General features: G+C 37.6%; 13 protein-coding genes. 4 read left to right on the top strand and 9 right to left on the bottom strand.

Features of this window, described 5'->3' with window-relative positions; translation table 11 throughout:
• Positions 1-23: 23 nt before the first annotated feature.
• From dhaL to HMPREF0693_RS11720, 3 genes are all read right to left on the bottom strand, one after another.
• A complete protein-coding gene (gene dhaL / locus HMPREF0693_RS11730) occupies positions 24-656 on the bottom strand; it encodes a dihydroxyacetone kinase subunit DhaL (RefSeq protein WP_004245626.1) in 633 nt (210 codons plus the stop codon).
• Positions 657-688: 32 nt separating this feature from the next.
• Positions 689-1,753, bottom strand: coding sequence for a dihydroxyacetone kinase subunit DhaK (gene dhaK, locus HMPREF0693_RS11725; RefSeq protein WP_004245625.1), 1,065 nt, complete (start codon positions 1,751-1,753; stop codon positions 689-691).
• A 294-nt stretch (positions 1,754-2,047) separates the two neighbouring features.
• Complete coding sequence (locus tag HMPREF0693_RS11720) at positions 2,048-2,308, bottom strand: Ogr/Delta-like zinc finger protein (RefSeq protein ID WP_004245624.1); 261 nt, start codon at positions 2,306-2,308, stop codon at positions 2,048-2,050.
• 506 nt (positions 2,309-2,814) lie between these two features.
• Between HMPREF0693_RS11720 and HMPREF0693_RS11715 the strand changes: the two genes are divergently transcribed.
• Positions 2,815-3,105 carry a phage holin family protein gene (locus HMPREF0693_RS11715; protein ID WP_004249433.1) on the top strand — a complete coding sequence of 97 codons (291 nt, stop codon included), beginning with the start codon at positions 2,815-2,817 and terminating at the stop codon, positions 3,103-3,105.
• Positions 3,106-3,371: 266 nt separating this feature from the next.
• On the opposite strand, the gene tet(J) is transcribed toward HMPREF0693_RS11715, so the two are convergent.
• On the bottom strand, positions 3,372-4,568 hold the full coding sequence (gene tet(J), locus HMPREF0693_RS11710) for a tetracycline efflux MFS transporter Tet(J) (RefSeq protein ID WP_004245621.1): 1,197 nt from the start codon (positions 4,566-4,568) through the stop codon (positions 3,372-3,374).
• 90 nt (positions 4,569-4,658) lie between these two features.
• Between tet(J) and tetR(J) the strand changes: the two genes are divergently transcribed.
• Entirely contained in the window at positions 4,659-5,282 is a 624-nt protein-coding gene (gene tetR(J), locus HMPREF0693_RS11705; RefSeq protein ID WP_004249435.1) for a tetracycline resistance transcriptional repressor TetR(J), read from the top strand.
• On the opposite strand, the gene HMPREF0693_RS11700 is transcribed toward tetR(J), so the two are convergent.
• Both HMPREF0693_RS11700 and HMPREF0693_RS11695 read right to left on the bottom strand, forming a co-directional pair.
• Complete coding sequence (locus tag HMPREF0693_RS11700; protein ID WP_004245619.1) at positions 5,279-6,223, bottom strand: diacylglycerol kinase catalytic domain-containing protein; 945 nt, start codon at positions 6,221-6,223, stop codon at positions 5,279-5,281. The genes tetR(J) and HMPREF0693_RS11700 overlap by 4 nt on opposite strands.
• A 3-nt stretch (positions 6,224-6,226) precedes the next feature.
• Positions 6,227-7,243 (bottom strand): SPFH domain-containing protein, encoded by a 1,017-nt coding sequence (locus tag HMPREF0693_RS11695; RefSeq protein ID WP_004245618.1) that lies wholly within the window; start codon positions 7,241-7,243, stop codon positions 6,227-6,229.
• Positions 7,244-7,393: 150 nt separating this feature from the next.
• Between HMPREF0693_RS11695 and HMPREF0693_RS11690 the strand changes: the two genes are divergently transcribed.
• Positions 7,394-8,107, top strand: coding sequence for an NUDIX hydrolase (locus tag HMPREF0693_RS11690; protein WP_012368340.1), 714 nt, complete (start codon positions 7,394-7,396; stop codon positions 8,105-8,107).
• Between the two features lie 96 nt (positions 8,108-8,203).
• Positions 8,204-8,611, top strand: a complete 408-nt coding sequence (locus tag HMPREF0693_RS11685; RefSeq protein WP_004245616.1) for a TonB family protein — start codon at positions 8,204-8,206, stop codon at positions 8,609-8,611.
• A gap of 134 nt (positions 8,612-8,745) precedes the next feature.
• Here HMPREF0693_RS11685 and HMPREF0693_RS11680 read toward each other — a convergent pair whose 3' ends face one another.
• From HMPREF0693_RS11680 to HMPREF0693_RS11670, 3 genes are all read right to left on the bottom strand, one after another.
• Positions 8,746-9,213, bottom strand: coding sequence for a hypothetical protein (locus HMPREF0693_RS11680; protein WP_004245615.1), 468 nt, complete (start codon positions 9,211-9,213; stop codon positions 8,746-8,748).
• A 274-nt stretch (positions 9,214-9,487) separates the two neighbouring features.
• A complete protein-coding gene (locus HMPREF0693_RS11675; RefSeq protein WP_004245614.1) occupies positions 9,488-10,432 on the bottom strand; it encodes an HpcH/HpaI aldolase/citrate lyase family protein in 945 nt (314 codons plus the stop codon).
• A complete protein-coding gene (locus HMPREF0693_RS11670; protein ID WP_004245613.1) occupies positions 10,432-11,508 on the bottom strand; it encodes a cysteine protease StiP family protein in 1,077 nt (358 codons plus the stop codon). Before HMPREF0693_RS11670 ends, HMPREF0693_RS11675 begins: the two co-directional genes overlap by 1 nt.
• Position 11,509 lies beyond the last annotated feature (1 nt).

The following is an 11,509-nucleotide window of genomic DNA, read 5'->3' as shown; positions in this document are numbered from 1 at the left end:
TCTCTTGATTATATTGTGAATGATTATGCGTGGATAGCATTAAACAGCGCTTGGAGGATCAATACCACAGAGGCACTGCCGGGATCTTTATGTCCTATACTGCGCTCACCAAGATAACTGGCACGGCCTTTTTTCGCTTGCATAGGAATAGTTTCCTCCGCCGCTTTTTCTGCAACTTTCAGTGCATTATCAATAGCATCTTCTATAGATAAACTTTGGTCATTCGCATGCTTTAAACTATCAACCACAGGCCACCAAACATCACACATAGTTTTATCATTTGGTTGTGCTTTACCGCGACTGACAATGCCATCAACACCTTCTTTAGTCATTTCATAAAGTTGATTTACATCGAGACTTTGTAATGATGCGGTGGGCTTAGCGGCACGAATAAAGAAGGTGCCAAAAAGAGGACCGCTGGCACCACCAATATTAGACAGTAATGTCATACCGGTATTTTTAAAGATAAAACCAATATCTTTATCGGCAAATTCAGGTAATTTCTCCGCTACCTTTTTGAAGCCTCTATTCATATTTAAGCCGTGGTCAGCATCGCCAATTTCACGGTCGAGATCGGTGAGATAGTCACTGTTTTGTTCAAAAAGTTGAGCGCATTGTTGTAGCCAAAGAATAATTTGATGATGAGTTAATACCATTTTCTGATCCTTAGTTATCGTTATAGGAAAACTTATTTTGTCATCGCAGGTGTAGCAACGGGTGCATCCCACAAAGTAAGTAGCGCGTCATCTACTTTTAATAAGGTAATTGAGATCCCCGACATATCGAGCGATGTACAATAAGAGCCAATTAACGAACGTTCGATGTTAAGACCAAAGTTTTCACAGCACAGGGCAAGGCGATGATAAACACCATATAATTCAGAAAGGGGAGTGGCGCCAAGATTATTGACTAGGGCTATAACACGATCACCTGATTTTAGTGGCTGTTTTTCTTGTGTCTCTTCAATCCAATCACCATTGACTCGATCCCAACTGCGAATGGTGCGCTGATAGTGACCATTTTCAATTAGAGTATTAAACATGGCATCAACGGTATCATTTAATGAAGTAAATGGGCGACGGTCTATTCCTGGCTCTCCGTGGATCCCAACGCCAAATTCCATTTCATTTTCAGGGAGAGTAAAAGAGGGTTTTCCTGCAGCAGGTACGGTGCAAGCCTGTAGTGCAATACCAATAGAAAAACCATTATTATTAATTTGATGACCTAGCTTAACCAAATCATCGAGTGTATCGCCACGCTCAGCCGCCGCACCTAGTAATTTTTCCATTAATACGGTATTCGCTACACCACGACGACCGGCGGTATACAGACTATCTTTAACCGCAACATCATCATCAACTAATACCGTAGCAATTTTTACACCTTCATCATGTAGTAGCTCTGTCGCAGTTTCAAAATTGAGTACGTCACCGGTGTAGTTTTTAACGATCATTAATACACCTTCACCGCTATCAATTGCTTTTGCGCAATCGTACATTTTATCTGGGGTTGGTGAGGTAAAGATCTCACCAGGACATGCCCCATCAAGCATGCCTTTTCCAACAAAACCAGCATGCATTGGCTCATGCCCACTGCCACCTCCAGATAAAAGGGCTACTTTACCTTTTACGGGGGCATCATGACGGGTGACATAAAAAGAAGAGGGATGGAGATTGATTTCAGGGTGGGCTTTAGCAAAACCTTGCAGTTGTTCTGATAAAACATCATCAACACGATTAATAAGCTTTTTCATCTATATACTCCATTTGAAACTTGTATTGAAATTTTATGTAACAGAATGCTGTTACATAAGATTTCGACAAATTCTGATTAAAGGAATGACTCATTTTATGGCTTTTTTAATCAAAACAGCGTTCTGTGGTTGTTGAATTGCTATGTTGCTTTAATAAGCGATATAAGAATGTTTCTGTTGGATTAAATTAAATCTACATCATTTATGGTTATATAAGAACCAGTTAACTTATTTACCTGCCAGAATGGGAGCAGGATCATAAAATCAAGGCAAAATAGAGTAAGTAAAAAAGCGTTATATCTCTTGTAACAAGGTTAAGGCTTTTTCTCGTTGCTGTGGCGAGAGATTTTTTATCATTGCTAATAAAAGGGCATCTTGTTTTTTGGCGCTGGGACTTAGAGTATGACTAAAGGTAAGATTTAGCACAAAGGTATGCCCACAAAGCGGATCACGGCAGGCACAATAAAGATCTGTTAACTCTTTATGCTTGCGATTACTTTTCTTTATCATCGCTTTTTCACCACATTCAGGACAGTAAATTGTTAAAACACGCATGGTATTTTCTCTTTATTATCAATCTATCACCACCTTCTATATTAGCCTAAGTTTGTACAATCACCAGTAATATTATTGTTTTTTTGTATTTTAATTTGTTGTTAACTGATTTTTATCATGAAAAACAAGTTTATTTGTTTATTTAACTAAAAATAATTCGGTTAACCTCGGTTAAACACCATTAACCGACAATAGCCGAACAAAGTTACTAGTATAAAATACAAAATTTATAGATAATGATTTCACGTTAAACCTACATGTGGAGATACAACGTATTGAATTTAAATATTATTTAATTTGTTGTAATGACTAATATGTGGAGAAAAATAGGTAATGGATAACCTATTACAAATTAACAAGGAAGTGGGCAAGGATAGTACAAAAGGACGTTGTATTTATCCTTGAGCAAAAGGATCTTGCATATTCCATACAGATTATCTGATTGATACTAGGAGGTGAGGGTTCTTTTTACGGCTAAATACTGTAAGCGAATGCGAGGTATATTCATGGATGAATATGATCACACACTAGTATCATTGGTAGTTGTTGGCGCTTTTATTGCATTAGGGAAGATGCTAGTTGCTAATGAAGTTATCACATTACGACTATTTATTGGCAGGATCATCCTAGGATCAGCAGTTTCTGTTGTGGCAGGTGCTCTGTTGATTTTATGGCCGGGTATTCATCCTATTGCGGTTATGGGGATCGGCTCTGCCCTAGGGATCGCCGGTTATCAACTTGTCGAAATTTGGCTAAGGAAAAAAGGAAATGAGCTATTTTCACGGAAGAAAAACTAAGTGATCAATGATTAATTATCAATAATCAATAAGTTGAGCGTTATATTTGTATTTTATGATATTTGTGTGGTTTCGCATCATAGGGAATTAAGTGATATCCAATAGCGCTATTGATTGGTATGGATTGCAAGTAGCGTAAATTGGGTTGCTCAAGATGAGTATCGAGACTGCGTGACGTGGAGACAAGGAACGTTTATCACGATAAATGAAGATCAAGTCTGCAAGGAAGCCAGTCTTGATCTTCAACCTGTTTAATGACAAGCATGTTATGAGGGAAATTTTTTTAATATTGGTGATTTCTGTTTAAAATAACTGGCTACAAGTAATCCACTGTAAAGCATTGCACCAATAAACCACAATAAGCCATCCCAATATTCAACGCTGTAACTATAAATAAAAGAGAAGAGTAACGGGCCGACAATCCCAGTTATATTCGTTAGACTTACTAACGTTCCTTGTAATTGTCCTTGAACATGATGATCAACAGATTTTGATAAATATCCTTGTAAAGCAGGTTGTCCCATTCCTCCCGCAGCTAAACAGATTAAAGCGGGGAGCATAACCCAAACATGGCTTATCCAGGCTAATAATAAGCAACCAAATGCATCAATAGACATGCTAATGATAACCGTGTTGCGTTCTCCCCATTTTTGCGCCAGTTTTCCTGCGAGAACCGCTTGAAAAAAAATATGTAATACACCAAGAAATGCAAGAGATAAACCTACTTCAGTAGTGTGCCAAGCGAAACGCACTTGTGTGAATAGCACCCAAATAGTGGCCGGAATTTGCCCTATTAGTTGAATAATAAAATAGGCAATAAGCCAAAAACAGAGACTCTTTTTAATAAAACCAGTGGCAGAGTGAGGTGCTGTATCCTGATTTAATGCGGATATTTCAGTCGATATTTTTGTGGTTTGAGTTTCTTGGAAACAAAGTAATGAAAATATAAATAATAACGAATGAGAAATAGCCGCAAAGATAAATGGCGTATGGGCGCTGATCTCACCCAGTAATCCCCCTAACATGGGGCCAATAATTAAACCCACACCAAATGCACCACCCAAAAAACCGAAATAGCGTGTTCTTTCATGAGGGTGAGTAACATCAGTCATTGCTGATGCGCATACTGCACCAGTGGCTCCTGTTATACCCGCAATAATGCGTCCAATGTAGAGCATCCATAATGAGGTAGAGCAAGCCATTAATAGGTAATCTAATGCCGCACCCAATAGCGAAAATAATAAAATAGGTTTTCTGCCATATTTATCTGATAATTTTCCTAAAATAGGTGCGAAGATCACCTGCATCGTCGCATAGAGTGCTAATAATATACCGTAATGATTGGCGAGTCTGTTTTCGCTCACAAACTCGTTTAATAGTGTTGGTAGTACTGGCATGATAAGGCCAATACCAATGGCATCTAATACTGTGACAAGCAGTATGATAATAATTGATTTATTCATAAATATCCTAAAAATCTATCACTGATAGAGAGGTGAAAAATATCTCTATCAGTGATAGATTGTCAAGAATATTTTATTATGAGGACGCAAATGGCAAAATTAGATAAAGAACAGGTTATTGATAACGCATTGATTTTATTAAATGAAGTCGGTATGGAAGGGTTAACAACACGTAAGTTGGCGCAAAAATTAGGGGTAGAGCAACCGACACTTTATTGGCATGTAAAGAATAAACGTGCGTTATTAGATGCTTTAGCTGAGACTATTTTACAAAAGCATCATCATCATGTTTTGCCATTAGCGAATGAAAGTTGGCAGGATTTTTTGCGTAATAACGCAAAAAGTTTTCGTCAGGCGCTATTAATGTATCGTGATGGTGGAAAGATCCATGCAGGCACACGACCATCAGCCAATCAATTTGAGACATCAGAGCAACAATTGCAATTTTTGTGCGATGCTGGCTTTACGTTAACGCAAGCTGTTTATGCATTAAGTTCCATCGCGCATTTTACACTTGGTTCAGTGCTTGAAACCCAAGAACATCAAGAGAGCCAAAAAGAGCGAGAAAAAGTGCCAAAAACAGAGATAAACTACCCACCATTATTAACACAAGCTATTGATATTATGGATAGTGATAATGGTGAAGCTGCATTCCTTTTTGTGCTTGATGTGATGATTTCAGGGCTAGAAACAGTGCTAAATAATCATCATTAAATAGGCTGACGCCCCTTAGGGGCGATGAGTTGACCTTGTCTATCTGCGATATTGATTTGCACAATACAGCCAGCATTAAAATGTAAATAATCCTCTTCAATGCCGTCTGAGAAAATAACACCATTTTCGGGCATTAAAGATCCTAATTGCAATGGAGAGTCCGGCTCAATCGTGCCAAAAGTTAAAGCGGTGCCTGTTGTTCTACTAGGAAATGGCTCTCTTACACTAAATTGTAATTTTTTATCACTCCAGCTAAACCCTTGTAAAAGAGGGTGTGATGCTTTTCCGGTGATGGCCATGGCTCCAGCAAGAATAGATTGAAACCACCCTGTAGAGCCAAGTCCCGTTGATACAATAATGCCTGATGAGGATTGCACTTCTTGAGAGTCTCCCCATTGTAAGATATAACGTGCGGAAGTGTGGCTTTTAGGGCCAATAAATAAGTCATTAACCGCTAACAGTGATTGACCATCATTGGTTTTTGCTTGTGCAAAAGTGACCGAATTAAAAGGCATTTTGTGATTTATTGTATTAATTATAATCTCTTTCAATTGCCCTATTTCAAAGGGCAAGAGCTTACCATCCCATCTTGAAGGATCTGGATTGATAGCAATAACGGGTTGTTGATTAAGATATTTCAGAGTATTAGCGACGAGGCCATCTTGACCTATTACCACTACAATATCATGAGAGGAAAATTGATAACTAGGCAATAATCCTCTTTCTAAGAGCTGAAAACGCCCAAATGATTTTAAAATAAGCTCAGCTTCTGTGAGTTGTTTTTGATAGAGATTATGTTCATTAAGATAATCTGTTACCTCAACATGGTTATGTTCTAAATAGAATTTGGCTTGTGACCAAGTGTTAAAACGCTCAATTAATTCTTGTAAGCGACTTTTTCGCATCACTAATATGAAACGAAAATCGGTATTATTTTTCATAGGTTATCCTCTTTTTTTCATAAATTGGCTAAATAAATCAGGAGTAATATTTAATTCACCAATTTTTCCTGAATTAAGCGCTAAAGTTTCAAATGCCATTGCCATTAATTGTTGTGAGTCCATTTTTGCTAGAGCCATTGCTTTGAGATTTTCAACGGGCAACTCACGGTAAGCTCGCATAGTTGCTTCAATTGCATAAGCATCAGCATCAGATTGTATGCGTTGATTTTCCGCACTTAACGCGACTAATTCTTTACGTTTTGCTTCGGCATTGACTTTGGCTTCAAGACGCTCTTTTTCTATTTCGGCTTGTTCACGTAATAGGGTACGTTCATTTTCTAAACGAGCTTCTTCAATTTCTTGTCGTTTACGCTGTATAGATAAGTCTGTTTCTAATTCAGCTTCTTTAATGGTGCGCTCTTGCTCTACTGAGAATTTACGACGTGCATAAATTGCATCATCAGCCTCTTTGAGTAAGGATTCCCGCGCCTCAGCTTCTAATGCTTTAAGCGTTTCGGGAGAGGGTGAGATGGCCGCAATAGAAACATCTAAAATAGTAATACCTAAGGCCTCTAATGAAGGGTGTTCAGTAAGTTGTTTCATCACTAAAGTAACCAAGGATTGGCTAAGTTGTAGTGCTTCTCGTAAAGGGGTGCTTTGGATCTTGGCTTGGATCAGGGTTTGAGCAATACGTACCACGCGATCGTTGAGCTTTAGGGGATCTTCACTGGCGTAAGATTTGCCATTCTTACTTAAATTAAAGTTGAGGACTTCAGCGGCTTTTTCAGGTGATGTGACTTGGAATGAAATTTGTCCTTGAATACGTAGTGCCTGAAAATCAGCAGTTTGGAAGTTAAAGATAAAAGGGGCTTCTTGTGCATTTAACGGCAGTGCTGCAATAGATGTTGTCGCCGAATTATACCAAAAACTTAAGCCTTTACCTTGTTGGCGCACTTTCCCGTTGACCGATTTAATAATAAATGTTGATGAGTCTGCTTTGAAATAATTTAAGTTAAACATAGTCTTCTCCAGTTAGTGTCCTTATGACATTAACTATATTGTCTTATGGACACTATTGGTGTCAAGTCATTTAGTGTCTTTATGACAAAATTTGATTTTCATGTGTTTAACATTAAAATAAACTCATTATCTTTTTATAAAGTGCAGACCATGAACGAACAAAATTTTTTAGCAAATTACAATCGCCGTGATTTTCTATCGCCGCTTATTACTGTTGATTCAGTACTATTCACTTACCATGAAGGGCAGTTAAAAGTGCTCTTGGTGGAAAGAGCTAATCATCCTGAAAAAGGAAAATGGGGATTACCTGGTGGCTTTGTTGATGAAACACAAGACAACTGTCTAGAAGATACTGTGCTCAGAAAATTAAAAGAGAAAACAGGGGTGATCCCGCCGTACATTGAACAACTCTGCTCAGTGGGAAATAATCAGCGCGATGTAAGAGGTTGGTCTGTTACTGTATGTTACACGGCGTTAATTGCTCACCAAGCATGTAAAGCGCATATTGATAGTGTGGATCATGTGATGTGGTTACCTATTGATGAAGTAGCACAGAAAAATTTGGCATTTGATCATAATGAACTGATTGCGCAAGCGAGAGAGCGATTAAAGCAAAAATCGCTTTATTCTATTGTGCCGGGATTTGCGTTACCTGAAGTGTTTACTTTGCCTGAATTACAGCATGTGCATGAGATATTGATAGGTAAAGAGATCCAGAAAAAATCTTTTAGGCGACGGATTGAACAAGCCGACTTATTAATTGATACCGGAGAAAAACGTGCTGAGAAGGGACGCCCTGCTAGTCTCTATCGACTTAAGAAGTCGTCTGCGGATTATCGTTTTATTCGTAATCTTGAATTTTAATATGTAGAGTATTTTTTTAAAATCGCTATACTCTTTTTAAGTTAGCAAATTATCATTAGAATTATTAATGTCTTAAAAATTACTCTGATAACAATTATGAAAATAAAATTTATTCTTTTGGGGGTATTTGGCGGTATTCTTTTATTAATTGGGTTTGTTGCTCATGCAATAAAAACGATACCTTTGGATATGCAAAAAGAAGCTACTGTAGTTTCTGTCGAAAAACCGAAAATAGTATCACGACAATTTCCTTATTATCCTACAGGCGCTAAAACCGCTAATATTGAAGGCGATGTAGAGGTTAGGTTTGATGTGGATAAAAATGGTAACGTACAAAATATTAGGATATCAGATGATCCTATTGCAGCGATATTTGCTCCTTCTGTTTCACTGGCGATGAAGCATTGGCGATACGAATCAGGTAAACCGGCTAAAGATTTAAAAGTGGTTATACAATTCAGATTAGAAAATGTGAAACATAACGGATTTAATCAATCACATTAAATGAATAAAATAAATAACGTATAAACATTATTTTACCATTAGGGGGAATGACAATTATCCGTACAGGATTATTGAAAAATATCAATGAAATAACTCGATATTAAATACCAAGTTATTTCATATAATTACCCTATTTATTTTTTATCTTGGAGAGCAACTTGAATTAAATGTTCTACATAATTATCAACAAGAAACTCAACCGTCTGACTTCGGGTTGTACTTCTTAAAAACGAAAGTTTATCTATTTTCCGTAGTGCTGACATTTTTAAAGATAGTGATACTGATTTTTTCTTATCTTTATCTAAATAAACACGACTCGTTGTGCCACTATGTTGTAGTTCTTCATTCGAAGATAATGCCTCTCGCATACGACGTAATGTTTTATTATCAAGCTGACCTCGTTCAGTCATTTGATACGATCTGGATGATTTACTGTACTTAATTTCAGCACTATAAGATTCTCTTATTTCTTTTAAAACACGGGTGAGCGTTGGCTCCGAGCATTCAAGAGCAGAAATAATCTTAATCGTGGGGACTTTTTTCCCCGTACTTAAAAGTATAGCCAGCTTAAAAACTCTGATTTGGCGAGAGCTCAATTGCATGTTTGGTTACCACGTATCTGTCAATTGTGTGTTAAGAAATTAGACCCAGCTTTTATTGTGTCTGTATTATTTTTCTACAAGTATATCTGAAATAATGTCAAATATTAAAGATTTTATAAAATAACAACCGAAATAAAAATATTGTTAAATAATATGTTAAAGTTTTATAAATAGAAGTTCTAGTTAAAGATATTATTCTTTAACTAGAGACTAAGTTTAAAATATTAATAAATAAAAAAATGCTTATAGTAAATATAAAAACGAATATTTAAACTTATGGTGTATTAAATCGTTGAACACTATTTTTTGAATTGGGAATAATGCCATACAGTTTTGCTCTAGTTAAAATACTCAATGCCCAACGGCGATGTGTTGCCGGTTCACACATGGCACCATGAGATTTAAATACGGCTTGTGTTGAATTTAAGATGCGCAACGCATCGGAATGATCAGACTGAGATACCATTAATGCCTGTTCTATTTTGTCTATCTGCTTGGGATGAATAGCGGTTTTACCCACTAAACCATTGGCAATATCGAGGGCTAATTCTCTATCCATAATTTGTTGATCATCAATATGCTCACAAACAGGAGCGGTAAGCGCAAACTGACGAGCACCAAATACAGCAACCAACATTTTTATCACATATCCCATAGGTCCATCATAGAGTGTTAAATGGCGATTACGTCTAAGAGAAATAACATTCATTAAATCATTTCCACCGATACGTAAGGCAATAATTCTCTTATGGCAAGGGTGGGCTAGTAGCAAGTCTGCCAGTGAGGTCATTTGAAGAACGTCGAACACTTCTTCTGTTTCCAATGTTGGCATCATACATAAATGGGTGGGTTTGATGATACGCCACCAAAGGGGTAATGAAGCTTGGGTAAATTTAGGTAATACTAAGCCGTCAATCACGGTTAAATCTACATGCTCAACCAGCCATTGCGCCATTTCTGTATGGCGGGGGCGTATAAATAGCAACGGCCATTCAGTACAATCATGATGCTTTTTATAGTCTGATAATGTGGTTAATAATGTTGCTAGATTTTGTAATGCTTGTGGAATATCAGTATCACTGACGGCATCTTCTAAACAAATAATTAATGAACGTAATCCATCAATTTTTTGATCAATAATTGTTGCGGCGATATCGGTTCGTGTTGCGGGCATATACAGCGTTGCCCCTAAATTCCAAGGGGATAATCGTTCAATCATTATTGCACCTTTTTAATGATAGTAACGGCACGATATTGTCCTAATGCTTTACCTGCCTCGGTTACAGTAATATTTTTTTGTTTAGCAAGATAAATCAGTAATGCAACATCAGGATCTGCAATTTCTTTTACCAGAATATGCTCAGGTACACGGCGTAAAACGGCGCGAGTTGCTTCAGCAATACCGGGTTTTATACGATTGATATTTGAAATGTCATATTTGTTGGCAAGTAAACTAACGACATTTTCGCTCAGTTTTTTTAAGTCTGACGGTTGATGTTTAAATGTGGCGAGTGGAATATCGTTATCTATTAAGGCGTCAACTATTTTTCCCACAGTATCAACAAGATAGCGACTACATTCATATTGTTTTAAATGTTGGCAATCGACAAAACCATGGAAGCCTTGCTCTGTCCAAATTGAACGTGAAATTAATCCTGAAACGGGCGCTCCCATAATCCCAAAAGGGATTAGCCAATCTTCATCACTGGCACTTAACCAAGCGCAACCACAAGGATCAGCAAGGACGACAAGATGGGGTTGTGCAGGAAAACCTTCACGTCCCGCCAATGAACGAATTAACTCATTTGTGATAGCGCCTTTTCCTGTCCACCCATCAACAAATACAATACCTTCTGTCCCATGGCGTTGCTCAATCCATGAAAGCGCTTCGTTATCAATACCTCTATCACGAATAATGCTAATACCATAGTGATAAGACGTTTTTCCCATTTTGCGCAAGGTCTGTTGTAACATCACGCCAAGTGGAACACCCGCACGCACAAGACTTGTCAGAATAATAGGGGTGTCACCAAAATGCGCAATAAGTGATTTTGCTAGCATAATTACTTGTGTAGCTAAACGTGTTGCGCCAGCAGCCAGTGCTTTTTCAAACAGTTCAAGATGCCAGGTTGTGGGTTCTGGCTCTTGGCTTAACATATCAGAATAGTGACGTTTACCAGACTGTATAAGTTCTTCTTTTAACTCAACAGGTGTCATTTCAATCTTGACGGGTTGCAGTAAAAAATCAACATCACCCAGTAGATAAGAGCCTGAAAAAGGCTGATGATCCATCATG

The organism is Proteus mirabilis ATCC 29906 (assembly GCF_000160755.1).
Classification (GTDB): domain Bacteria; phylum Pseudomonadota; class Gammaproteobacteria; order Enterobacterales; family Enterobacteriaceae; genus Proteus; species Proteus mirabilis.
The sequence above is the reverse complement of the archived record's forward strand: the minus strand, read 5'-3'. Positions and strand labels throughout refer to the sequence as shown.